The sequence below is a fragment of the Amycolatopsis sp. NBC_00355 genome, assembly GCF_036104975.1.
Classification (GTDB): domain Bacteria; phylum Actinomycetota; class Actinomycetes; order Mycobacteriales; family Pseudonocardiaceae; genus Amycolatopsis.
Genome location: NZ_CP107982.1, coordinates 6,632,309 through 6,655,865 on the forward strand (window position 1 = coordinate 6,632,309; position 23,557 = coordinate 6,655,865).

Consider the following 23,557-nt stretch of genomic DNA (forward strand, 5'->3'; position numbering starts at 1 on the left):
CCACGTCTAGACCTTGCCGTGCGCCTGTCGGTGGTGAGCAACGTAGGCGAGGTTGATTTTATGCTCGGGGTGTTGTCGCAATTCGCCGTCAATGGCACCATTTCGCAAGAGCTTAAAATCGTCCTGGATGACGACCGCACCCAAGTCGAATTGAACGTGACAGTTCGGGCACAAGCAAAGGACGTTGTCCGCCACGTCCGGCCCGTCGTGCGGACCACCAAGAGCTCGTATGTGCGCCCCCTCCGAGTAGGTCCGGTCACCCACGATCAACTGCACACCGCACATCTGACACGTGTCGTTGTGGATACGCTTGACCTGCTTGGTAATGCCCGTGATCCGCACGGTGCGCTGCACCACCACCGTTCGCCGATCGGGCGTCGAGTTGCCTGCTACCGGCTTACCGTGCGCAGGCACACCAGACAATTCCACCGCGATCGTCGGTGTCGCGATCACGTCGAACTCCCGCATCGCCTTCTTCATGCGGAACTGGCAGATCCAGAAGTTGCCGCTGCGGACGTAGTCAGCGCTCTCAACCTGGTAAAGCCCGTCATAACGATAGCCAGCTGACGGCGCGAATTTTGCCCCTTTGTGCGCACCACGGATCACCCGAACGAGGCCATCTTCGTGCATGCTGGTCTGCAGTGCAGCGTTTCCCGTGTCCTCGAAGGTCTGGCTGCCTATCCGCTTGTGAGTGTTCTGGTCCAACCCGCCGTGGCCGGTGTAGATGATCACGTCGCCGTAATCTCGGTCTTCGTACCCGCCGGACAGGACAATCGACTCGGCACCGGTCTCCTTGGTCCCCACGATGCCTCCCTGGAGCGCCCGGTGGGTACCGCGAGCCGCAGCAGCTCTACGGTCGGGAAAGGTTGTCTTTTCGGGAACCTTCGGAATCTCTCCGAACTTCGGAGTCGCATCACGGTCGATGACCTCAAAGCCCAGCTCCGCTAGCCGTGTTACGCCTGACCCCGCGCTCAGCTCAGCAGCTGGCAAGACACTTCCCGCAGCATCTTGATGCGCAACCCGGAGTACGGGGTTTGAGTCGTAAGCCCAGTCAGCGATCAACATCGCGTACCGACGGTCCTCTTTGAGCCCGTACTTGTCGAGGAACTTCTGCTTTCCCCGTTGGTCATACTCAGCCGCCGCCGCCAGCACGTGCTCGCGCTCGATGTCCGCAAGACTCATGAGGACCACTCTAAAGCGGGACACCGACAGTTTGGTGTCACCGCCGTGCGACGGCTAGTCCACCGTGGGCTTCGGGATGTCGAAGTAGCTCGAGAACCGCACCGCCGGGGCGTACTCGCCCTTCACCTTCACCCGGCCCGTCACGAACATCGCGGCCACCGCCGCGTTGCCCGTGGCCATGCGGATGAAGTCGTCCACCGACAGGGTGATCGTCGTGTCCGGGGTCCTGGACAGATCCGTCGAAGAAACGCACACTCCGTCCTCGATCACCGTCTGGAAGCGGTCGTAGCCGTCTTCGCCGGTGCCGTCGGAAAAGCGCCAGGAAACCACGAAGTCCACGTGGCGGGCCCGCTCGGGGAGGAAGTGTTCCGACATTCTGCGGAATATCTCGTCCAAGAAGACCGAACGGAGTTCCGGGTGGTCGGCGATGGCCTTCAGCTGGTCGCGGGAGGCGCGGCGGACGACGTCGACCAGGACGTCTGTCGACAGTGAACTCAGCTCGATGCCGGCGCCCGCGTTTCCCAGCATGTGCAGGGTTTCCAGGACCTGGATGAACTGCTCGGCCGTCAGGTTGCCGATCACCAGCTTCTCGGCGAAGCCGTTGATCGCGTGGCTCGCCCGGATGCGGACCGGACGGCGGGAAGCGCGCAGGCGGGATCGCCAGGGGCGGTCGTCCGCATTTCGGGGCACGGCCGAAAGTGTATCCGGTCAGACGGGTTTCGGTAGATCGAAAAAACCGATCAAGCCGGCGGCAAAGGCGAGGTCACCTTTGACTTTGATTTTTCCCGTGACGAACAACACGGCCGGCGTCGCCTGGTGGGTGATGAGCCGGAAGAAGTCCACGGGGGCGATCGTGATCGTGACGCGGGGGCGTTCGCGCATCTCGCGACTGACCGTGCACGAACCCTTCGAGATGACCGTCTCGTAGCGGTCGTAGCCGCCTTCACCGGTGCCACCGGCCATGCGCCAGTGGACGACCGCGTGCAGGTCGCGGGCACGATCGGACCGGGTGTGGGCGCCCATCCGGGCGAAGATCTCGTCCAGTACACGCTCCCGCAACGGCCGCTCCGCGACGACGCTTTCGAGTTGGGCGCGCGACGCGGCAGCGACCAGCGACGCGAACCGCGCCGGGTCGACCTTGCTCAGGTCGAACGCGGGGGCGCGCTCGGCCAGGCGCAGGAGCGCGTTCAGGAGCCGGCGGAAGTCGTCCTTGCCGAGATCGCGGGGGTTCACCGCGTCGGCGAGGGTGTTGACGTCGAGGGCGTGCGCCTCGGGGCCGAGCGGGTCGAGCCGCTCCAGCGTGTCCAGCAACGCCGCGCCGCGGAGGCCGACGATCTGATCGTCGCTGGTCATCCCGGCATTGTCGGCCATGGTCACTCCCTCTCCAGTTACCCGAGCGTAAGGCTACCCGCGAGTAGGTAGGCGGGCAAGCGTGCCGAAATCACCCCACCGGGTCAACGCCCGGTACCGTCTCCGGTCAGTAACAGGGAGGTCCAGCGTGTCAGAGGAAGATCAGCGTCCGCCCGAACGGGCTCGGCGGCTGCCCCGTGCGGTGCGCGAGCGCCAGATCTTGGACGCGGCCGTCCAGGTCTTCTCGCGCCACGGGTACCACGCGGCGTCGATGGACGAGATCTCCGACGTCGCCGGCGTTTCGAAGCCGATGATCTACACCTACCTCGGTTCCAAGGAGGACCTGTTCGGCGCGTGCATCCGCCGCGAGGCGACGCGACTGCTCGAGGCCATCCAGGCCGGCGTGAAGCCCGACCTCCCGCCGGACATGCAGCTGTGGCACGGGCTGCGGTCGTTCTACCGGTTCGTCGCGGAGTACCGCGAGTCGTGGACGGTCCTGCACCGCCAGGCGATGACCGTCGGTGGCGCATTCGCCGCCGAGATCACCGACATGCGGGCGCGCGCGATCCAGCTGGTCGCGGCGCTCGTCGTGTCCGCCGGCACCCGCAAGGGCGTCGGCGAGCAGGCCGAGTTCTCCGGCGAGGGCCTGTCCGCGGCCCTGGTCGGGGCGGCCGAGTCACTGGCCGATTGGGCCCTCGACCACCCCGACATCTCGGACGGCGTCCTGGCGTCCTGGCTGATGAACCTCGTCTGGCTCGGCTTCAACGACCTCATCGAGGGCGAGGTCTGGAAGCCCTCAGAGTGAGGTGATCGAGCCGTCCAGGTGAGGCTTCGACTTGCTCCACAGCTCGAACGCCCAGCCTTCCGGCGTGGCCCAGGACGTGAAGCCCGCCTTGGCCGGCAGGAGCACCGGCTGCTTGAAGCGGACGTCCACCGTGAACGCCTCCGGCAGGCGGCCTTCGAACGCCGCGAGCGCGTGGGCCTTCGTCCACATGCCATGCGCGATCGCGCGAGGGAAGCCGAACAGCCGCGCCGTCAGCGGGTGGAGGTGGATCGGGTTGCGGTCGCCCGAAACCTCCGCATAACGCCTCCCGATGTCGCCTGGGACGCGCCAGATCGCGTCCGGGGTCGGGGGCGCGAGCTGCTCGCGGCGGGACGTGGAGCCGGAAGAGCCGCCGCGGCGCAGGTACGTGCTGACGTCCGTCCACACCGTCTCGTCGCCGACCTGGGCCTCGCTGATGACGTCGAACTGGCGGCCCTTCTCGTGCGGGCGCAGGTTCTCCGCGCGGACGCGGATCGTCAGCGGCTCGCCCAGCCGCAGGGCGCGGTGCTGGGTGATGCGGTTCGCGACGTGGACCATGCCCAGCAGCGGGAACGGGAAGCCCTGCTCGGTCATCAGCGCCATCTGCAGCGGGAACGCCAGCATGTGCGGGTACGTCGCGGGCAGCTCGTCGCTCAGCCGGAAGCCGCACACCGTGTTGTACGCGGCGAGGTGTGCCGGGTCGACGACGACGCCGGTGCGGACCAGTTCCGTGTCCGGCAGCGAAGAGCCGGACGGCTTGCGCAGTACGCCGCCGAGCAGCGCCTTCGGGTACAGCGTCGCCAAGCTCGGCGTGCTGTCGAGTTCGCGGATCGCCACGTCAGGCCCCCAGCAGGGCCTGGCCGCAGACGCGGACCACGTTGCCGTTGACCGCGGCCGACGCCGGGTTCGCGTACCAGGCGATCGTCTCGGCGACGTCGACCGGCAGGCCGCCCTGGCCGAGGCTGGACAGCCGGCGGCCGGCTTCGCGGATGAACAGCGGGACCGCCGCCGTCATCTTCGTCTCGATGAAACCCGGCGCGACGGCGTTGATCGTGCCGCCGTACTCCGCGAGCTGCGGCGCGCCGACGTTCACCATGCCGATGACGCCCGCCTTCGACGTCGCGTAGTTCGCCTGGCCGACGTTGCCGGCGATGCCCGCGATCGACGAGACGCCGATGACGCGGCCGTTCTCGTTCAGGATCTTGTCGCCGAGCAGCTTGTCGTTCACCGCGAGCTGCGATGCGAGGTTGACCGCGATCACCGAGTCCCACGCGCTTTCGCTCATGTTGCCCAGCGTCTTGTCGCGCGTGATGCCCGCGTTGTGCACAACGACGTCGACGCCGCCATGACGCTCCTTCAGGTACTCCGCGAGCTTCGCGGGCGCGCTCGGCGAAGTGATGTCGAGCTGCAGCGCCGAGCCGCCGATCTTGTTGGCGACCTTCGACAGGTCGGCGCCCTGGGCGGGGATGTCGAGGGCGACGACGTGCGCGCCGTCGCGGGCCAGGACGTCGGCGATCGCCGCACCGATGCCGCGGGACGCGCCGGTGACCAGCGCGACCTTGCCGTCGAGGGGCTTCTCCCAGTTCGCGGGCGCAACAGCCGTCTTGCCTTCGGCGCCGATCCGGATGACCTGCGCGTCGACGAAGGCCGACTTCGCGGACAGCAGGAAGCGCAGCGTCGACTCCGTCGCGTCTTCGGCGCCTTCGGCGACGTACACGAGCTGAGCGGTCGCGCCGCGCTTCAGCTCCTTGCCCACGGAGCGCACGAAGCCTTCGAGAGCGCGCTGCGCGATGCGTTCACGGCCTTCGACCTGCTCCGGCGGCGTGCCCAGGATGACCACGCGGCCGGACGGGCCGACGCTGCGGATCACCGGGTGGAAGAAGTCGTAGACCGCGCGCAGGCCACCAGGCTCGGTGACGCCGGTGGCGTCGAACACGAGCGCCGCGTGCCTGTCACCCGAAGTGGTGACGACGTTGATGCCCGCGTCCGCGAGCTGGTCACGGACCTTTTTCTCCAGCCGTCCGCCGGGCGCGGCGCCGAGAAGTGCGGGACCCTCGAGGGCGGGTTGCCCGGGCTGGTACCGGCGCAGTGTGGCGGGGTTGGGCAGGCCGAGCTTCGGCACCACGAACTTCCCCACCGGGGTTTTCGTGAACTGCTGGTACCTGTCAGCCATCGGTTGCCTCCCGTGCAGTCTGCGTCACGTCGCAGTCTAACCTACTTGCGAGTAGGTTACAGTGTGAGAGAGCCGACCAGAGAGGTGACGTTTATGCCGCCCAAGAAAGCACCAGCCGTCCGCAAGGTCGCGATCATCGGCGGCAACCGGATCCCCTTCGCGCGGTCGAACGGCCCGTACGCGAAGGCGTCGAACCAGGACATGTTCACCGCCGCGCTCGACGGCCTGGTCAGCCGCTTCTCGCTACAGGACGAGGTCATCGGCGAGGTCGCGGCCGGCGCCGTGCTCAAGCACTCGAAGGACTTCAACCTGGCCCGCGAGAGCGTGCTCGGCAGCAAGCTCTCACCCGCGACGCCCGCGTCCGACGTGCAGATGGCGTGCGGCACCGGCCTGCAGGCGATCGTCAACGTCGCGAACAAGATCGCGCTCGGTGAGATCGACTCGGCCATCGCCGGCGGCGTCGACACCACCAGCGACGCGCCGCTGGCCGTGAACGAGGACCTGCGCCAGATCCTCATCCAGCTCAACTCCGCGAAGACGCTCGCCGACCGGCTGAAGCTCGTCGCCAAGATCCGCCCCGGGCACATCGTCCCGGCGATCCCGCGCAACTCCGAGCCGCGCACCGGGCTGTCGATGGGCGAGCACGCGGCGCTGACCGCGAAGATCTGGGAGATCACCCGCGAGGCGCAGGACGAACTCGCCGCCGCCAGCCACCAGCACCTCGCCGCCGCCTACGACCGCGGGTTCTTCGACGACCTCGTGACGCCGTTCCTCAAGCTCGCGCGCGACCAGAACCTGCGCGCGGACTCGACGGCGGAGAAGCTCGCGAAGCTCAAGCCGGCGTTCGGCGGCCCGGGCGGCACGATGACCGCGGGCAACTCGACGCCGCTGACCGACGGCGCGTCGACCGTGCTGCTGGCCACCGAGGAGTGGGCGAAGGCGCACAAGCTGCCGGTGCAGGCGTACCTGACGTTCTCGCAGACCGCGGCCGTCGACTACGTGCACGGCGAGGAAGGCCTGCTGATGGCGCCCGCGTACGCCGTGCCGCGGATGCTCGCGCGCGCCGGGCTTTCGTTGCAGGACTTCGACTACTACGAGATCCACGAGGCGTTCGCGTCGCAGGTGCTGGCCACGCTCAAGGCGTGGGAGGACCCGGCGTTCGCCAAGGAGAAGCTGGACCTGGACGAGCCGCTGGGCTCGATCGACCGGGCGAAGCTGAACGTCAACGGCTCGTCGCTGGCGGCCGGGCACCCGTTCGCCGCGACCGGCGGCCGGATCGTCGCGACACTGGCGAAACTGCTGCACGAGAAGGGATCCGGCCGTGGCCTGATCTCCATCTGCGCGGCGGGCGGCCAGGGCGTCACGGCCATCCTGGAGAAGTAGCACTCAAAGCCGTGAAGGGCACCTTCAGGGACTCTAAGTCCCTGAAGGTGCCCTTCACGGCTTTCTACGTCAGTTGGGGAGGGCCTTCTCGGCCTTCTTCGCCAGCTTCTTCGCGCGCTTCTCGGCCTTGCGGCCCAGCTTCTCGACGCCGTGACCGGCGTCCTTCGCCGCGCGACGTGCCCGCCAGCCGACCGACGGCTTGCCCGCGGTGTCGGCGACGGCCAGCATCAGCCCGCCGGCCAGACCGGCGTTCTTCAGGAACTGGATCTGCTGCTTCTTCTTCTCGGCCGGGTCCTGGAACGTCCAGAAGCTGTGCGCCGCCAGCGTCGTCGGGACCAGGCTGCCGAGCAGCAGCGCGGACGCCAGCCGCGGCGCCTTGCCCGTCGCGAACGCGAGGCCCGCGCCGATCTTCACGGCGGCGTCGATCCGGACGAGCGTGGCCGGGTCGCGCGGCACCTGCTCGGGAATGACGCCTTCGAGCTTGTCGAAGGCGTCCGTGAGGAACGGCTCGGCGGTCTTCGCGTGCGACTGCGTGTTCCGGAGCACGTTGATCCCGCCGTACACGAATGTCGCAGCGATCAGTGGGCGAGCCACACGACGGAGTATCACGGTCGTTGCCTTCCTGGTCCGGGCTTCTTCCTGGTCAAACCTACAGCTGGAATGCCCGCTCGGCCCGGCGCCGAACCCTCCTAGCACTGTCTGGGCGAATATCGTGTCATTGCTAGAGAGCGCTAGAAAGCGTTGGCGCTTGACCTTGACGTTGCGTCAACTTCTATCGTCGAAGGCATGGAGTGGTCGATCCAGGACATCGCCCGCTCGGCCGGGACCACGAGCCGGACGCTGCGCCACTACGGCGCGGTGGGCCTGCTCGAGCCCAGCAGGATCGGCGGCAACGGCTACCGCTACTACGACGAGCAGGCGCTCGTCCGGCTGCAGCGGATCTTGTTGCTGCGCGAGCTCGGTCTCGGGCTCCCGGCGATCGCCGAGGTCCTCGACGGGCAGCGCGACAGCGCGGCCGCGCTCGAGACCCACCTGGACCTGCTCGAACAGGAGCAGCGGCGGATCGGGCGGCAGATCGCCTCGGTCCGCACGACGCTACGGAAAATGAAGGGAGGTGAACGACTGATGGCAGAAGAAGTGTTCGACGGCTTCGACCACACGCAGTACCAGGAAGAGGTCACGCGACGCTGGGGCGCTGCGGCGTACAAGGCGGGCGACCAGTGGTGGAGCTCGCTGTCGGCCGAGGAGAAGAAGGCGCACCAGCAGGAGCAGGTGGACGTCTCGACCGCGTTCGGCGCCGCTCGCGACGCCGGACTCGCCCCGGACTCCGTCGAGGTCCAAGGGATCGCGCGCCGGCTGCACGAGTGGCTCCGGCCGGCGGTTTCGTCGGTGTCCGCGGGCTATTTCGCGGGCCTGGGCCAGCTGTACGTGGACGAACCGCGCTACGGGTTCGAAGGCGCGACGGCGGAATTCGTGCGCGACGCGATGAAGATCTACGCGGAGCGGAACCTGAGCGACTAGTGCTGCGTCGTAGTGCGCGCTGGGGGTAGGGACGAGCAGGGCTGCAGACCTGTTCGTCTCTATGTACCCACTGGCCGTAGGAGAGTGCGCCGGGTCGCGTCGAGGTGGCTGACCACCTCGTATTCGGCGCGGGTGCCTACTTCCGGTGGTGGTCGCCCCTCGAGGTACGACCAGCCGCCTTCGTACCGGACGAAGTACGAGCGGTCCAAAATGAAGGCTCCGCTGACCTCTGCTGTGAGGATCGCACCGACCGGGTAGCGCGCCTTGCGCGCCAGCCATTCGTCATCGGGCACACGGGGGTCGAACGGTCCTGATCGGAATCGCGGGTCGAGCGGCCACAAGCGGATCTGTTCCGGACTGCGGGTGAGCACCTCGAAGGCGATCTTCGTGCCGACGGGCGGCCAGTCTGCCGCTCGACTCGGCAGACTCAAGACGTCGACGAATCCCGGCGGCTCATGGCCCAAGTCCACGAACAGCCCGATGGCGCCGGGCTGCGGGATGATCGACACGGAGCCGACTGCGAAGTCCTCTTCGGTCACCACACCACCGTGCCACAGCGAAGCTTTGTCTCCCGGCTTCCGGCCGTGGTTGTCCACAGGCCGGGCGAGATGTGGACAACTGAGCCGAAATCTCGCTGGTGGAGCCGGTTCGTCGGTGGGCGCCGATACGCTGGACACGGGGCTGCCCCCCAGGGATGGGTGGGGGCCGCCGGTAGGTCGAGGTGGCGAGATGGGCGGCGCTGCCGGTGACCGCTCGGCCATCCGGTCGAACTCCGGCGACACGCGCTAGCTGTCTATGGCCGAATATCGGGCTCGCGCTAGATACGTCGATAGCTTGGCAGAGTGGACCCCATCCGCAACCCCTTCGCGCCGGGCGCCGGGCAACGGCCTCCCGAGCTGGCCGGGCGTGAGCGTGAGCTCAAGGCCTTCGAAGTGGTGCTGGAGCGCGTGGCGCGCGGGAGACCTGAACGCAGTCTGGTGCTGACCGGGCTGCGCGGGGTCGGGAAGACCGTGTTGCTGGGTGAGCTGCGGGCGATGGCCGTGCGGCACAAGTGGGGGGCCGGGAAGATCGAGGCGCGGCCGGACGCCGAACTGCGGCGGCCCCTTTCCGCCGCGCTGCACCGGGCCATCCGGGATCTTGCCGTGCGGCATCGGGCGCCGGATCGGGTCGAAGAGGTGCTCGGGGTGCTCAAGGCGTTTGCGCTGCGGGCCAACAAGGCCGACGCGAAGCTGCGGGACCGGTGGCAGCCGGGCATCGACGTGCCCGCCGCTCAGGGGCGCGCCGACTCCGGGGACATCGAGATCGACCTCGTCGAGCTGTTCACCGACGTCGCCGAGCTGGCCGCGGACGTCGGGACCGGCGTCGCGCTGCTCATCGACGAGATCCAGGACCTGCAGCCCGACGACGTCTCCGCGCTCTGCGCCGCCTGTCACGAGCTCTCGCAGTCCGGGGCGCCGCTGGTCGTCGTCGGCGCCGGGCTGCCGCACGTGCCCGCCGTGCTCTCGGCGTCCAAGTCGTACTCCGAGCGGCTCTTCCGCTACGCGCGCATCGACCGGCTCGACCGGGCGGACGCCGACTTCGCCGTGATGGCGCCGATCGAGCGCGAGGACGCCAGCATCGAGCCGGAGGCGCTCGACGCGCTCTTCGACGCGTCCGGCGGCTATCCCTACTTCATCCAGGCCTACGGCAAGGCGGCCTGGGACGCGGCGCCGGCCGATCCGATCACCCTCAAGGACGTCCAGGTCGCCGCCCCGGAGGCGGAGTCCGAGCTGGCCGTCGGGTTCTTCGGCTCGCGCTACGAGCGCGCGACGCCGGCCGAGCGCGAGTACCTGCTCGCGATGGCCGAGCTGACCCAGGGCCGCGACGAGGCCGCCGGGACCGCCGACGTCGCCGTCTTCCTGGGGCGGAAGCCGTCGTCGCTGTCGCCGGCGCGCGACAGCCTGATGAAGAAGGGCCTCGTGTTCTCCGCCGAGCGGGGACAGATCGCCTTCACCGTCCCGCACTTCGGGCACTACCTGCTCAGCCGCGACTGACGCGTCCGACGCTGCCGACCTGGGCGTCTTGCGCTCTATGAGCGTCGCTAGCCAAATATCGGCAAATCGCTAGACAGTCATAGACAACGACAGAGGGGTTGCCTTGCCGTGACCGCCGACACCTTGATCTCTTCGGCTGTTTCCCAAATTTGCCGATGATTCATCGGCGAGTGCGCCACATCACCGGACATTCGTTGGATTCCTTGTGAAAAAAGGTGCATACTAGAGCTACAAGCCACCAAGACCCTCCGAAGGGGATGCAGAAACCGATGAACAACATCGCCGCCAAGCTCCGAGCCCGTCGCGCCGAGGTTCGCACTCGCCGGGCGCTGGATCGGGCGATCGACACCGCCGCCACCGCGACGGTCCGTCAGGAACTCATCGCTATCGCGCAGGCTCGCTCGGGCTACATGCGCTGATCGACTCACCAGGTGGCGGTCACCCATTCGGGTGACCTAGGCCACAAACTGGTGAAGGTGTAACGCCGCGCAAATCCGCGTCGATACCCCCTACGACCCCGTGATGCTGGCGGACCCCCGACCTGGCAGCATCACGGGGTTTTCCATTTCCCTGAAACTCCCTTGCCGACGCCGCCCTGTCGAGTAATCATTGACTTCGTCAACGACTTTGCTTGAGGTGGTCAATGAACGACGCTGAGCTGGCCGACCGGGTCGCCACGGTCCGCGCCTTCAACCGGCTGTACACCGGAGTCATCGGCGTGCTGGACGAAGGCCCGGCTGACGCCGAGTACTCCCTCCCCGAAGCCCGGGTGCTCTTCGAGCTGACCCAGCGCGACCCGCTGGCCGTCACCGACCTGCGGAAACGCCTCGACCTCGACGCCGGGTACGCCAGCAGGCTGCTGGCCCGCCTCGAGTCCCGCGGCCTGATCACCCGCGAACGATCCGACGAGGACGCCCGCCGTCAGCTCGTCCGGCCGACCGACGCCGGCCGGGACGCGTTCGCCCTGCTCAACCGCCGGTCCACCGAGCAGATCGGCGGGCTGCTGCGGCGCTTCCCCGACGAAGACCAGCGGCGCCTCCTGACCGCCATGCGCACGATCGGCGACGTCGTCGGCGACCGCCCTCGCGACCCGGCACTCGTCCTCCGCCCGCCACGACCGGGTGACCTCGGCTGGGTGGTGCAGCGCCACGGCGCGCTGTACGCCCGCGAGTACGGCTTCGACACCCGGTTCGAGGGGCTGGTCGCCCGGATCGTCGCGGACTTCGCCGTGCACGACGACGCGCGCCAGGCGTTCTGGATCGCGGAGCTCGACGGGGAGCGCGCCGGAAGCATCGGGTGCGCCCGCGGAGCCGACACGGACGTCGCGAAGCTGCGGCTGTTGCTGCTGGAGCCGTCGGCCCGGGGTCGCGGCGTGGGCAAGCGGCTGGTGACCGAGTGCGTCGAGTTCGCCCGGGCCTGCGGCTACCGCGCGGTGGAGCTCTCGACGGTGTCCATCCTCGACGCCGCCCGGGCGCTCTACCGCGCGGCCGGGTTCGAACTCGTCGAAGAGACGGCCTTCGACGGCTGGGGTCCCGAGCTGACCGAGGAGATCTGGCGCCTGGAGTTCTAACGCGGGACGCGGCCGAGGAGGTAGAACTCCGGGTTCGGCCGCAACGCCGTCAGGTGCGCGAGCCGGTTCGACATCGCGAACAACGCCGTGATCGCGCCGACGTCCCAGATCTCGTCGTCGGTCAGGCCCGCGTTGCGCGCGGCTTCGAGGTCACCCTCGCCGAACAGCGCCGAGTCCTGCGCCAGCGCGAGCGCCAGGTCGACGATCGCGCGGCCGCGTTCGTCCAGCTCCACCTGCCACGGGTTGCTCGACACGCGATCGGCGAGCTCCGGGTCCTTGGCGCGGATGCGCAGGATCGCGCCGTGCGCGACGACGCAGTAGGTGCAGTGGTTGGCGCCCGAGGTCGCGACGACGACCAGCTCGCGCTCGGCCTTGCTGAGTCCGTCGGATCGTTCCATCAGCGCGTCGTGGTAGTCGAGGAACGCCCGCAGCTCGGCCGGCCGGTGGCCGAGCGCGCGGAAGATGTTCGGCGTGAACCCGGACTTCTCCGCGATCACGCCGACGCGCTCGCGCAGGTCGTCGGGCAGGTCTTCGAGGTCCGTCACCGGGAACCGGCTCACCGCGTCGCTCATCCACCCCACGCTAGTCATGGTTGGCTGTCCCCGTGACGGACTACGTCGACGGGTACTGCGAACGGGTCGCGCCCGGGCTCTGGGGTGAGCCACTCAATAGTCTCAGCAACCTGGCGTTCCTCCTCGCCGCCGTGCTCGTGTGGCGGCTGGCCGCGGGAGATCGGGCCGGGCGGCTGCTCGCCGCGCTGATCGGGCTGGTTTTCGCCGCCAGCACGGCCTTTCACTTGCTCGCGACGCGCTGGGCCGGCGTCGCGGATTCGGTGAGCATCCTCGTTTTTGTGCTGGTGTACGTCGTGTTGTTCGCGCGCGTGTTCTACGGCCGGCGGCTGTCGTGGCTGGCCGCGCCCGCGTTCCTCGTGCTCACCGCCGTCACGGCGTTGCTCGGGGGCGGGCTCTACCTCTCCGCGCTCATCGCGTTCGGCGTCGTCGTCGCGCTTCTCGTGTTCTCGCGCGACGACGACTGGACGCACTTCGCTGTGGCCGGCGCGATTTTCGCGCTGTCACTGAGCTTGCGCACGCTCGACCGGGACGTCTGCGACTACGTCCCGGCCGGCACGCACTTCCTCTGGCACCTGCTCAACGGCGTGGTGCTCTACCTGGTTTCCCGCACGCTGGTCCTCCGGCGCACCACTCAGTGAGCCGCGCCGATCGGGCGCAGGTTCTTGTCGTTCTCGTCGGCCAGGTAGTCCGCGGGGTCGGTGTCGTCCGTCCCGTTGAACACCTTCATCTGCCGCGCGATCACCGTGACGATCGCGGCGACCACCAGGTTGGCGATCAAGGCCACGAAGCCGACGTAGATCTGGACCAGCGAACCCGAGAACGGGTGCCAGCCGAAGATCGACAGGTTGCCGAGTGACAGCGCCGAGCCGCCGAAGTGGAGCTTGCCGTTGGCCGGGTTGGGGATGCCGTACAGCATGATCAGGCCCCAGCCGATGCCGACGACCCAGCCCGCGATCAGGCCCCAGCGGTGGAACCAGCGCGTGTACAGCGCGAGCGCGACCGCCGGCAGCGTCTGCAGGATCAGCACGCCGCCGATGAGCTGCAGGTCGATCGAGAACTGCGGGTCGATCAGGATGATCACCGCGACCGCCCCGAGCTTCACGACCAGCGACGCGAGCTTCGCCTGCTTCGCCTCTTCCTGCGGGGTCGCGTTCTTGCGGATGTACTCCTTGTAGATGTTGCGCGTCCACAGGTTGGCCGCGGCGATCGACATGATCGCCGCCGGCACCAGCGCGCCGATGCCGATCGCGGCGAACGCGATGCCGGCGAACCACGACGAGAACTGGTTGTCGAACAGCACCGGGACGATCGTGTTGCCGTCCGGCTTGCCGGTCGCCGCGTTCGTCAGCGGCTTGACGCCCGCCGTGATCGCGACGTACCCGAGCAGCGCCAGCAGGCCCAGCACCAGCGAGTACGCCGGCAGCGCGACCATGTTCTTCTTGATGACGCTGCGGCCGCGCGAGGCCAGCACGCTGGTCAGCGAGTGCGGGTAGAGGAACAGCGCGAGCGCCGAGCCCAGGGCCAGCGTCGCGTACTGCAGCTGGTTGTTCGCGTTCAGCAGGATCGAGCCGGCCGGCTTGCCGGTGGCCGGGTTCGGCGTGCCGAGCTTCGCCGCCGCCGTGTCGAAGATGTGCGACCAGCCGCCCAGCTTCGAGGGCAGGTAGATGATCGCCACGAGGATGACGATGTAGATCAGGATGTCCTTGACGAACGCGATCAGCGCGGGCGCCCGCAGGCCGGACTGGTAGGTGTAGACCGCCAGGATGATGAAGGCGATCAGCAGCGGCAGGTGCCCGACGATGCCGGAGCCGTTGATGCCCATCGTCCGCAGCACGGCTTCGAGGCCGACCAGCTGCAGCGCGATGTACGGCATGGTCGCGACGATGCCGGTGATGGCGATCAGCAGCGCGAGGATCGGCGAGCCGAAGCGGCCGCGCACGAAGTCGGCCGGGGTGACGTAGCCGCGGACCCGCGACACCGACCACATCCGCAGCGCCGGGAGCAGGACGATCGGGTAGACGACGATCGTGTACGGCAGTGCGTAGAGGCCGAGCGCGCCGGCGCTGAACACCAGCGCGGGCACCGCGACGAACGTGTACGCCGTGTAGAGGTCACCGCCGAGCAGGAACCAGGTGACCCACGAGCCGAACTTGCGGCCGCCGAGGCCCCATTCGTCCAGGTGGTCCAGCCCGCCGCCGCGCTGCCAGCGCGCGGCCAGGAACCCGAGCACGGTGACCAGCAGGAACAGGATCGTGAAGATGATCAGTTCCGGCCACTGCAGGTTGCTCATCGAGCGTCCCCCTCGTCCAGGTCGTCGACGCTCAGCTTGTCCGGGGCGTCACCGGCCGGCTTGTCCCGCGTCATCAGGTAGACGATCCACGTGCTGAGGACGCCGACCACGACGAAGAGGAACTGGAACCAGTAGAAGAACGGCATCCCGAACAGCCGCGGACCGTCCATGTTGAACAGTGGCGTGACCAGGACCAGCAGCGGGACGATCAAGAGCAGGTACCACGGATTGAACGGCTTCCGGGGCACCTTCCTGTCTTGCTTCACAGTCGACATCGGACCTCACCTAACACTCCCGTAACCGACCGTCCGACCTTAGAACCTGGGTGAGGAGGCCGTCACGTCTGTCCGATATCGATTTGATCGCCGCGCACCGCGTTGCCGACCAACGTCGGTTGCCCCGCCGTTACCCGCCCTATATCAATAGCGCGACTCCACTTGAGAAGAGCCAAAGGGGCAACCGTATGACACGACTCCGCTACGCGGTGGTGATCCCGGCGATCGCGGGCACCCTGCTGGCCGGGTTCACGCCTGCGTTCGCAGGTCCGGAGGCCGCGGCGGCCAAGTTGCCGCGGAACTCCACGAACATCCCGGCGCAGTACGCGAACCAGAAGCTGGACTGGCACAAGTGCGCCGTCCCCTCCGAGCTGCCGACGGCCCCGCCCGCGGGCGCCGAGGGCATGGAGTGCGCGACCTACAAGACGCCGCGCAACTGGTACCAGGCGAACGCCCAGATCGACCTGACCATCGCCGTCAGCCGCCTGAAGGCGACCGGCGACGCGACGGCCAGCGTCGTCACCAACCCCGGCGGCCCCGGCGCGCCCGGCCGGAACTTCCCGGCCCGGCTGCGCAACCAGCCGAAGCTGCGGGAGCACCAGGAGATCGTCGGCTTCGACCCGCGCGGCACCGGCAAGAGCACGAACATCACGTGCGGCGGCGCGATCGGCACCGGCTCGGACCTGGACCCGCGTGACCGTGACCGCGCGAACCTGAACCTGATCCTGCAGGCGACGAAGTACGCCGCGCAGTCGTGCCAGGTGAAGTCCGGCGAGCTGGGCCCGCTGATCAACACCGACCAGACGGTCAAGGACATCGACCTGCTGCGCGTGCTGCTCGGCCGCGACAAGATCAACTGGGTCGGCTACTCGGCGGGCACCTGGATGGGCGCGCACTACGCCCAGGCCTACCCCACGCGCACCGGCCGGTTCGTCCTCGACTCGTCGACGGAGTTCACGACCACCTGGCAGAAGTCCTTCGACTGGCAGCCGCTCGGCTTCGAGCGCCGCTGGCGGCAGGACTTCCTCCCGTGGATGGCGAAGTACGACAAGCTCTACCACTTCGGCACCACCGGTGAGGCCGCTCGCCAGACCTACGAGCAGGTCCGCTACGTCCTGACCCAGGGCGCGGTCACCCTGCCCGACGGTTCGAGCGTGTCGGCCAACGGCCTGGACGCCTTCATCGCGTCGAGCATCTACTCGAAGCGCTCCTTCCCGGGGCTGGCCGACTACCTGGTCAGCGTCCGCACGCTGACCCAGGGCGGCACGTCGGCCCAGGCGAAGACCGCGGCCGCGCAGAAGGTCAAGGCCGCCGACAAGAGCACCACGACCTACGGCGCGCAGCCGCTGATGGTGCCGACCGACGGCGACGCCTACGACGCCAGCTTCTGGACCATCCCGTGCAACGAGGGTCCGTGGACCGGCACGACGAACAGTGCCATCAAGGACTCGCAGAAGCTGATCGACAAGCAGCAGCCGCTGCTGGGCGCCGGCTGGTTCATCCAGCCGTGCCTGTTCTGGAAGAAGACCCCGGCCCCGCTGCCCGTGCTGGACGGCAAGGGTGTCCCGCCGGTGCTGATCGTCGAGTCGGAGCACGACCCGGCGACGCCGATCGAGGGCGCGCGCCGCGCGCACAAGGCGTTCGCGGGTTCGCGGATGCTGACGATCACCGGCGAGGGTGACCACGGCATCTACGCCGGCGGCAACGCGGGTGTGGACAAGGTCGTGGAGGCCTACCTGGTCGACGGCGTCGTGCCGAACGACCAGAGCCTGCCCGGCGTGGCACTTCCGGTGCCTCCGGGCGCCTGACGCCACTAGGTGTTGTGGAGGCCCCGCCGAACTCCGGTTCGGCGGGGCTTTTCCACACCTGTCCCCGACCTGTGCACAGAGTTATCCACAGGCGGTGGACAACTGGTGGTATTAGAATCGGGTTCATGGTGCGGGTGCCGCTGACGGACGAAGAGCGCGAGCGAGGCGAACGCCTCGGTCAGGCGCTGCGGACGGCACGGGCCGGCCGGAGCATGGTCGACGTCGCGATCGAGGCCGGGATCTCGGTGGAGACGCTCCGGAAGATCGAGACCGGCCGCATCCCGACGCCGGCGTTCTTCACGGTCACGGCGATCGCCGACGCCGTCGGGCTGCCGCTGGACGCACTGCGCGCGGCGGTCGCGACAGCCGCGTCACCATCCCTTTCCCAAGCCTCGTGAGTGTTTAGGGCGGTTCTAACCGCCCTAAACACTCACGAGGTGCGCAGCTGGGTCAGGATGTGGTCGCGGTCGTTGAGGAACGCGCAGCCCGCCACCGGTAGGTCGTAGCTGTTCAGCAGCTTCTCGAAGTCCGACAGCTCGTCGGCCGAGAACTTCAGGTCGACCTTTGTCGCGTGCGCGGCCAGGACGTCGGCCAGCTCTTCCCACTCGCCCGACCACAGCAGGGTCCGGTAGTGCGTGAAGTCCTCGGGGGAGAGCCGGTCGCCGAGCATCGTGAGGACGCTGTCGGCGAAGAAGCTGATCCGGTTCTCCTTGAGGTCGGCGACCGTCGGGTTCGCCGGGTCGCGGGCCGCGTCCGGGTTGCGGGTCACACCGGGGCCCGCCACCGGGTAGGCCGTGTGCACGTACCCGTTCTCCTCGACCAGCACGACGATGTGCACGTTGAACCGCTCGCCGGCACACCGCCAACGGCCGTTCCGCTGCTGCCGCCGGGCCTCGCTCGGGTCGTTCGCGACGTCCTTCACCACCGAGATGATGTGCTCGTCGCTCCAGCCCGGAGGGAACTCGCTGGTCGCCCTGCGCCCGACCCCCGACGCGTGTCCGCCACCCATGACTGCTCCATTCGTCGCATCGAGGGTAGGTCAGATGGCCGCGGAAAGCAGCACGATCCCGATAACCTGCAGGTCGAGCCCGCGGAAGAGCTGCCGCACGAGGTTCGCGGGCATCGGCCCCATCGGGGTGTCCACAAACGCCGGGTTGCCGTAGTCGATGGCCTTGCGGGTGACCGTCCGCAGGATCGAAAGCACCGACAGCGGTACCGCGAGCCACGCCGGCCCGGCGAACGAGGTGCCGGCCGCCAGCGTGACGCCGTACAGCACCGCCGCCCACAGCAGACCGACGCCGGCGAGCACCAGGCCGTTCGCCAGCACCAGGTCGCGGTTGGGCGAGCCCAGCCAGCGACGGCGGCCCGGGTTGCGCCACAGCTCGCCGAGCCCGGCGCTGAACGGCGTCAACGCGAGGTACGCGCCGAGACCGACGAGGACCGGGCCCGGCAACGTCGGCAGCGCGATGTGCGCGACGACGATCGCGAAACCGACCAGCACGGCCGCGCCCGCGTACTTGGAGCGTCCGAGCGTGCCCGCCCAGGCCAGCCGCAACGGTGTCGGCCGGCGCACCGGGATCCGCCCCACCGGCGCCGACGGCGGGAGCAGCATCATCGGGTCGAGGAAGGTGACGGCGACCGAGCGCAGCACCCGGCCCTCCCAGCCGGCGAGCAGCGCCGACCGGCCCGCGCGCGTCACCGGCTCGCCGCCGAACGCCAAGGGCAGGGCCGCGAGCACCACGCCGGCCGCGACGAACTCCACCGTGGCGGCGCCGAGGTGGAACGCGGCGATCGCCAGCCCGAGCACCGCCAGCACCAGCGGGCCGGCTGCGTCGAACCACAACGCCGTCCGCCGCGCGGTCACGTAGGCCACCACGGCGGTCGCCGCGACGACGGCGATCCCCGCGCGCCACTCGTCGAGGCCGCCGCCGCCGACCGCGAGCAGCAGCGCGACCAGGTAACCGGTCACCGCCACGACGCCGGTCCACGCGCCGAGCAGCCGCAGCGCGACAACCCGGCCGCGGTCGACCGGCGCGAAGTCCAGCCAGGTCAGCTCGGCCGGCTCCACCCACGCGAACCCGCGGCGCAGCAGGCCGCGCCAGCCCACCGCGCAGCACAGCGTCAGCAGCCCGAGCACGGCCGGGAAGTCCACTTGCGACGAGCCGTAGACCGCCGGGCGCCAGCCGTCGACGTGGAAGAACGCGGTGAAGAGGAACCCGAAGCCGAACAGGAAGACGAACGACGCCGTGTCGCCGCTGAAGATCCCGCCGAACCGCTTGCGGCCCGGGATCTTCATCCGCCGCGGCGAAAGGGTCACCACAGTTCGAGCACGCTGTCCGCGGCCTCCAGCAGCGGCGGGTGGTGGGTGGCCACCACGACCGCCGCGCCGGCCGCCGTCGAGCGGGCGATCACGTCGACCAGCCATTCCTTGCCCGCGGTGTCCAGCGCGCGCTCCGGCTCGTCGAGCAGCAGGACGCGGTGCGGCCGCGCGGTGACGCCGAGCAGCAGCAACCGGCGGCGCTGGCCGGCCGAGAAATGCCCGGCGGTGACGTGCATGCGCTCGCCGAGGCCCGCGTCGCGCAGCAGTTCCCGGTGGTCGCCGAGGTCGGCGCCGAACGTGCCGGCGAGAAGATCCAGGTGCTGCAACGGGGTCAGCTCGGCGAAGAAGTCGGAGTCGTCGAACAGCACCGACACCTTCCGCCGGAACTCGACGTCCCGCTCGTCCGGGAGCCTGCCGTCCACCAGCACACGCCCTCGCTGCGGCTTCTGCATGCCGTAGAAACAGCGCATCAACGTCGACTTGCCGACGCCGTTCGGCCCGACGATCGCGGCGACTTCACCGGCGTCGACGCCGAAGTCGAGGTCGTCGAACAGCCAGATGTCGCCGGCGCGGACGCCGATCCCCTTCGCGTCGATCATCGGAGCGCTTCGAGCACCGGGGCGAACTGGGCCATGTCCTGCTCCAGGACGGTGTAGTAGGTCAGCCCGAACCGCTCGCGGTGCGCGTGGAGCTGCTCCGCGACATCGGCGGGAGAGCCGACGAGCGCGGTCGGGACCTCGGCGAGCTGGCCGGCGCTCAGCACACCCTGCGTCCGTTTCGCCAGCTCTTCCAGCGCCGCGGCGCGGTCTTCGGTGATGTTCACGAAGTGGCACAGCAGGTTGAACTCGGGGTCGCGGTCACCGAGCTTCGACCGGACGAACTCGACGCGCTCCTCGATGTCCTCGGCGCTCGCCGGGATCAGCGCGGCGCCGTCCGGCGACTTGGCCGTGCCGGTGAAGCCGATGATGTCGGCGTGCTCGGCGGCCAGCGTCAGGATCCGGTCGCCGCGGCCGGCGAGCAGCAGCGGCGGTCCTCCGGCGCGGACCGGCGCGGGCTTGTGCTCCGGGTCGGCGTAACTCCGCTCGAGTTCGAGGATCGTGCGTTCGAGGTGGTCGACGCGCTCGCGAGCGGACGGGAACGGCATCCCGGCGGCCTCGAACTCCTGCTTGACGTACCCCGCGCCGAGCCCGAGCTCCAGCCGACCTTCGGTGAACTGGTCGGTGCCCGTGACGTCGCGGGCGAGCAGCACCGGGTTGTAGAAGGGCGTGTTCAGCACGAAGGTGTTCAGCTTGACGCGCGAAGTGACCTCGCCGGCGAGCACGAGCGCCGGGAACGGCGGCGCCAGCCCGAGGTGATCGGCCGCGGACACGACGTCGAAGCCGAGGTCCTCGGCCTGGCGGCACTTCCCGACCCACGCGGCGCGGCTGTCCGGCACGACCATGTTCACGCCGAAGCGGAAGTCCCCAGTCATACCGACAAGGTACTCAGCGGAGCTTTTCGATCACCGGGGCCAGCCTGGTCAGGTCCTCTTCGATCACCGTGAAGTAGCTGACGCCGAGGGTCTCCCGGGTGCGCAGCAGCTGCTCGGCCGCCGCTTCCGCCGAACCGATGAGGACGGTGGGCAGCTCGGCGAGCTCGGCGGCGCCGAGGTGCGGCACGAGCCGGCGGGCCACTTCGAGTGCCGCCTGCCGGTCGTCGGTGATCCGGACGAGGTGGACCATCAGGTTGAGCTCGGTGTCCCGGCCGCCGAGCGCCCGCTTCACGAAGCCGACGCGCTCGGCGACCGCGGCGGGCGCGGCCAGGGCCAGCCGGCCCTCGGCCGCGCCGGGCGCGGTGCCGGTGAAGGCGATGGTGTCGGCGTGCTCGGCGGCGAATTGGAGCATCCGGTCGCCGCGGCCACCGAGCAGCAGCGGCGGCCGGGGGCGCCCCTCGTACGCACGCTCGATCTCGGCGACCACGCGCTTCAGCCGCGCGAACCGCTGCCCGGGTGTGCCCCACTCGATCCCCGCGGCCTCGAACTCCGCGCGGACGTACCCCGCGCCGATCCCGATCTCGAGGCGGCCGCCGGTGAACTCGTCGAGCCCGGTGAGGTCGCGGGCCAGCAGCACGGGGTTGTGGAAGCTCGCGTTGAGCACGTACGTGCCGACCTTGACGCGCTCGGTGGCTTCGGCCGCCAGCAGCAGCGCCGGCACCGGCGCGACCCGCCCGAGGTGGTCGACCACGCCGACGACGTCGTAACCGAGGTCCTCGGCCTGACGGCACTTCGCCACCCACTCGGCCCGTGAGCCGGGCGCCACCAGCGCCACCCCGAACCGGAACGGTCTCATGGCCGCGAACCTACCCGCAGACGCGGAGAAGGGGACGTCCCGCGTGGGACGTCCCCTTCTTCTCAGCGGACTCAGGCGAGGCGCTGGGCCAGCGCGTCGAGCTCGTCACGCAGCGACGTCGGCACCTTGTCGCCGATCTTGTCGAACCACTCCTCGATCAGCGGCAGCTCCGCGCGCCACTCCTCGGGCTTGACGTCGAGGGCGGCCTGGATGTCCTCGATCGGCTCGGTCAGGCCCTCGGTGTCGAGGTCCTCGGCGCGCGGCACGAACCCGACCGGCGTCTCGACCGCGTTGCCCTTGCCCTCGACGCGCTCGATGACCCACTTCAGGATCCGCGAGTTCTCGCCGAAGCCCGGCCACAGGAACCGGCCGTCGTCGCCGCGGCGGAACCAGTTGACGTAGAAGATCTTCGGCAGCTTGTTCGCGTCGGCGTTCTTGCCCAGCGTCAGCCAGTGCTTGAAGTAGTCGGCGGCGTGGTAGCCGAGGAACGGCAGCATCGCCATCGGGTCGCGGCGCACGTTGCCGACCGCACCGGCGGCCGCGGCCGTCGTCTCCGAGGACATGGTGGCGCCCATGAACACGCCGTGCTGCCAGTCGCGGGCCTCGTTCACCAGCGGCACCGTGGTCTTGCGGCGGCCGCCGAACAGGATCGCCGAGATCGGCACGCCCTTCGGGTCGTCCCACTCGTCGGCGAGGATCGGGCACTGCGACATCGGCGTGCAGTAGCGCGAGTTCGGGTGCGCGGCCTTCTCGCTCGACTCCGGCGTCCACTCCTGGCCCTTCCAGGAGGTGGCGTGCTCGGGCTGGTTCTCCATGCCCTCCCACCAGATGTCACCGTCGTCGGTCAGGGCGACGTTCGTGAAGACCGTGTTGCCCTGCTCGATGGTGCGCATGGCGTTCGGGTTGGTGTGCCAGTCGGTGCCCGGCGCGACGCCGAAGAAGCCGAACTCCGGGTTGACCGCGTACAGGCGGCCGTCTTCGCCGAAGCGCATCCACGCGATGTCGTCACCGAGGGTCTCGGCGCGCCAGCCCGGGATGGTCGGCTGCAGCATGGCGAGGTTGGTCTTGCCGCAGGCGCTCGGGAACGCCGCCGCGACGTAGTGGACCTTGTCCTCGGGGGAGATCAGCTTGAGGATCAGCATGTGCTCGGCGAGCCAGCCCTCGTCGCGCGCCATCACCGAGGCGATGCGCAGCGAGTAGCACTTCTTGCCGAGCAGCGAGTTGCCGCCGTAACCCGAGCCGTAGCTCCAGATCGCGCGCTCTTCGGGGAAGTGCGAAATGTACTTCGTTTCGTTGCAGGGCCAGGAAGAGTCCTTCTGACCCGGCTCGAGCGGCGCGCCCACGGAGTGCAGCGCGGGCACGAATTCGCGCTCGCTGCCGTCGGGCCCGACGAACTTCTCGAGGGCCGCCTTGCCGGCGCGGGTCATCACGCGCATCGACGCGACAACGTAGGCGAAATCGGTGATTTCGATACCCAGCTTGGGATTCTCGTCGGCGAGCGGACCCATGCAGAAGGGGATGACGTACATCGTGCGGCCGCGCATCGAGCCCCGGAAGAGCTCGGTCATGGTGGCCTTCATCTCGGCCGGGTCGGTCCAGTTGTTGGTGGGACCGGCGTCCTCGGGACGCTCCGAACAGATGAAGGTCCGGTCTTCGACGCGGGCGACGTCGTTGGGGTCGGAGGTGGCCCAGAAGGAGTTCGGCTTCGACTTGAGCTGCACGAACGTGCCGGCTTCGACGAGCTCCTGGTTGATCCGGGCGGCTTCTTCGTCAGACCCGTCGACCCACACCACGCGGTCCGGGGTCGTCAGCTCGGCGACCTCCCGGACGAAGGACAGCACGCCACTGTGCGTCGTCGGCGCGGTGTCCAGTCCGGGGATGGCGACTGCGGTCATCTCTACTCCTGACTTCCGACGACAAATGAGCCCGCTCGGAACGACGGTGTTCCGAT

The 23,557-nt window shown here is 68.9% G+C and carries 25 protein-coding genes; 9 read left to right on the plus strand and 16 right to left on the minus strand.

The window, feature by feature from the left end:
- Positions 1–6 precede the first annotated feature (6 nt).
- The 3 genes from OHS18_RS30105 to OHS18_RS30115 all read right to left on the minus strand — a co-directional run bounded on the left by OHS18_RS30105 (position 7) and on the right by OHS18_RS30115 (position 2,553).
- The gene (locus OHS18_RS30105) at positions 7–1,182 is read right to left on the minus strand and encodes a YDG/SRA domain-containing protein (RefSeq protein ID WP_328613165.1); all 1,176 of its coding nucleotides are present in this window, start codon (positions 1,180–1,182) and stop codon (positions 7–9) included.
- Between the two features lie 54 nt (positions 1,183–1,236).
- Entirely contained in the window at positions 1,237–1,788 is a 552-nt protein-coding gene (locus OHS18_RS30110; protein ID WP_328618603.1) for an SCP2 sterol-binding domain-containing protein, read from the minus strand.
- Positions 1,789–1,890: 102 nt separating this feature from the next.
- Positions 1,891–2,553 (minus strand): SCP2 sterol-binding domain-containing protein, encoded by a 663-nt coding sequence (locus OHS18_RS30115; RefSeq protein WP_328618604.1) that lies wholly within the window; start codon positions 2,551–2,553, stop codon positions 1,891–1,893.
- Between the two features lie 127 nt (positions 2,554–2,680).
- Here OHS18_RS30115 and OHS18_RS30120 point away from each other — a divergent pair, with 127 nt between their 5' ends.
- Positions 2,681–3,337, plus strand: a complete 657-nt coding sequence (locus tag OHS18_RS30120) for a TetR/AcrR family transcriptional regulator (RefSeq protein ID WP_328613166.1) — start codon at positions 2,681–2,683, stop codon at positions 3,335–3,337.
- Here the strand turns inward: OHS18_RS30120 and OHS18_RS30125 are convergent.
- Positions 3,329–4,171, minus strand: coding sequence for a MaoC family dehydratase (locus tag OHS18_RS30125; RefSeq protein ID WP_328613167.1), 843 nt, complete (start codon positions 4,169–4,171; stop codon positions 3,329–3,331). The genes OHS18_RS30120 and OHS18_RS30125 overlap by 9 nt on opposite strands.
- Before the next feature lies 1 nt (position 4,172).
- On the minus strand, positions 4,173–5,507 hold the full coding sequence (locus tag OHS18_RS30130; protein ID WP_328446936.1) for a 3-oxoacyl-ACP reductase: 1,335 nt from the start codon (positions 5,505–5,507) through the stop codon (positions 4,173–4,175).
- Between the two features lie 93 nt (positions 5,508–5,600).
- On the opposite strand from OHS18_RS30130, the gene OHS18_RS30135 reads away from it, so the two are divergent.
- The gene (locus OHS18_RS30135; protein WP_328613168.1) at positions 5,601–6,890 is read left to right on the plus strand and encodes an acetyl-CoA C-acetyltransferase; all 1,290 of its coding nucleotides are present in this window, start codon (positions 5,601–5,603) and stop codon (positions 6,888–6,890) included.
- A 69-nt stretch (positions 6,891–6,959) separates the two neighbouring features.
- On the opposite strand, the gene OHS18_RS30140 is transcribed toward OHS18_RS30135, so the two are convergent.
- On the minus strand, positions 6,960–7,499 hold the full coding sequence (locus OHS18_RS30140; protein ID WP_328446932.1) for a DoxX family protein: 540 nt from the start codon (positions 7,497–7,499) through the stop codon (positions 6,960–6,962).
- A gap of 177 nt (positions 7,500–7,676) precedes the next feature.
- Here OHS18_RS30140 and OHS18_RS30145 point away from each other — a divergent pair, with 177 nt between their 5' ends.
- A complete protein-coding gene (locus OHS18_RS30145; RefSeq protein ID WP_328613169.1) occupies positions 7,677–8,411 on the plus strand; it encodes a MerR family transcriptional regulator in 735 nt (244 codons plus the stop codon).
- Between the two features lie 59 nt (positions 8,412–8,470).
- Here the strand turns inward: OHS18_RS30145 and OHS18_RS30150 are convergent, their stop codons facing one another.
- Positions 8,471–8,950 carry a hypothetical protein gene (locus tag OHS18_RS30150; RefSeq protein WP_328613170.1) on the minus strand — a complete coding sequence of 160 codons (480 nt, stop codon included), beginning with the start codon at positions 8,948–8,950 and terminating at the stop codon, positions 8,471–8,473.
- Between the two features lie 303 nt (positions 8,951–9,253).
- Here OHS18_RS30150 and OHS18_RS30155 point away from each other — a divergent pair, with 303 nt between their 5' ends.
- From OHS18_RS30155 to OHS18_RS30165, 3 genes are all read left to right on the plus strand, one after another.
- Positions 9,254–10,444, plus strand: coding sequence for an ATP-binding protein (locus OHS18_RS30155; RefSeq protein ID WP_247059488.1), 1,191 nt, complete (start codon positions 9,254–9,256; stop codon positions 10,442–10,444).
- A 269-nt stretch (positions 10,445–10,713) separates the two neighbouring features.
- A complete protein-coding gene (locus tag OHS18_RS30160; protein ID WP_247059489.1) occupies positions 10,714–10,863 on the plus strand; it encodes a hypothetical protein in 150 nt (49 codons plus the stop codon).
- Between the two features lie 224 nt (positions 10,864–11,087).
- Positions 11,088–12,014, plus strand: a complete 927-nt coding sequence (locus OHS18_RS30165; RefSeq protein WP_328613171.1) for a bifunctional helix-turn-helix transcriptional regulator/GNAT family N-acetyltransferase — start codon at positions 11,088–11,090, stop codon at positions 12,012–12,014.
- On the opposite strand, the gene OHS18_RS30170 is transcribed toward OHS18_RS30165, so the two are convergent.
- Positions 12,011–12,586 (minus strand): peroxidase-related enzyme, encoded by a 576-nt coding sequence (locus OHS18_RS30170; RefSeq protein ID WP_328613172.1) that lies wholly within the window; start codon positions 12,584–12,586, stop codon positions 12,011–12,013. The genes OHS18_RS30165 and OHS18_RS30170 overlap by 4 nt on opposite strands.
- A 32-nt stretch (positions 12,587–12,618) precedes the next feature.
- On the opposite strand from OHS18_RS30170, the gene OHS18_RS30175 reads away from it, so the two are divergent.
- Entirely contained in the window at positions 12,619–13,224 is a 606-nt protein-coding gene (locus OHS18_RS30175) for a hypothetical protein (protein ID WP_328613173.1), read from the plus strand.
- On the opposite strand, the gene mctP is transcribed toward OHS18_RS30175, so the two are convergent.
- Both mctP and OHS18_RS30185 read right to left on the minus strand, forming a co-directional pair.
- Entirely contained in the window at positions 13,218–14,876 is a 1,659-nt protein-coding gene (gene mctP / locus OHS18_RS30180; RefSeq protein WP_328613174.1) for a monocarboxylate uptake permease MctP, read from the minus strand. The genes OHS18_RS30175 and mctP overlap by 7 nt on opposite strands.
- Complete coding sequence (locus OHS18_RS30185; RefSeq protein ID WP_328446921.1) at positions 14,873–15,151, minus strand: DUF3311 domain-containing protein; 279 nt, start codon at positions 15,149–15,151, stop codon at positions 14,873–14,875. Before OHS18_RS30185 ends, mctP begins: the two co-directional genes overlap by 4 nt.
- A 188-nt stretch (positions 15,152–15,339) precedes the next feature.
- On the opposite strand from OHS18_RS30185, the gene OHS18_RS30190 reads away from it, so the two are divergent.
- Complete coding sequence (locus tag OHS18_RS30190; RefSeq protein ID WP_328613175.1) at positions 15,340–16,959, plus strand: alpha/beta hydrolase; 1,620 nt, start codon at positions 15,340–15,342, stop codon at positions 16,957–16,959.
- A 125-nt stretch (positions 16,960–17,084) separates the two neighbouring features.
- The gene (locus OHS18_RS30195) at positions 17,085–17,357 is read left to right on the plus strand and encodes a helix-turn-helix domain-containing protein (RefSeq protein ID WP_328446917.1); all 273 of its coding nucleotides are present in this window, start codon (positions 17,085–17,087) and stop codon (positions 17,355–17,357) included.
- 32 nt (positions 17,358–17,389) lie between these two features.
- Here OHS18_RS30195 and OHS18_RS30200 read toward each other — a convergent pair whose 3' ends face one another.
- The 6 genes from OHS18_RS30200 to OHS18_RS30225 form a co-directional block, all read right to left on the minus strand.
- A complete protein-coding gene (locus OHS18_RS30200; RefSeq protein WP_328446915.1) occupies positions 17,390–17,968 on the minus strand; it encodes an EndoU domain-containing protein in 579 nt (192 codons plus the stop codon).
- Positions 17,969–17,998: 30 nt separating this feature from the next.
- Positions 17,999–19,279, minus strand: a complete 1,281-nt coding sequence (locus tag OHS18_RS30205) for a hypothetical protein (protein ID WP_328613176.1) — start codon at positions 19,277–19,279, stop codon at positions 17,999–18,001.
- On the minus strand, positions 19,273–19,878 hold the full coding sequence (locus OHS18_RS30210; RefSeq protein WP_328446912.1) for an ABC transporter ATP-binding protein: 606 nt from the start codon (positions 19,876–19,878) through the stop codon (positions 19,273–19,275). Before OHS18_RS30210 ends, OHS18_RS30205 begins: the two co-directional genes overlap by 7 nt.
- Positions 19,875–20,750, minus strand: coding sequence for a TIGR03621 family F420-dependent LLM class oxidoreductase (locus OHS18_RS30215; RefSeq protein ID WP_328613177.1), 876 nt, complete (start codon positions 20,748–20,750; stop codon positions 19,875–19,877). Before OHS18_RS30215 ends, OHS18_RS30210 begins: the two co-directional genes overlap by 4 nt.
- Positions 20,751–20,763: 13 nt before the next feature.
- Positions 20,764–21,606 carry a TIGR03621 family F420-dependent LLM class oxidoreductase gene (locus OHS18_RS30220; RefSeq protein WP_328613178.1) on the minus strand — a complete coding sequence of 281 codons (843 nt, stop codon included), beginning with the start codon at positions 21,604–21,606 and terminating at the stop codon, positions 20,764–20,766.
- Positions 21,607–21,677: 71 nt separating this feature from the next.
- Positions 21,678–23,501, minus strand: a complete 1,824-nt coding sequence (locus OHS18_RS30225) for a phosphoenolpyruvate carboxykinase (GTP) (RefSeq protein ID WP_328446906.1) — start codon at positions 23,499–23,501, stop codon at positions 21,678–21,680.
- Positions 23,502–23,557: the final 56 nt, after the last annotated feature.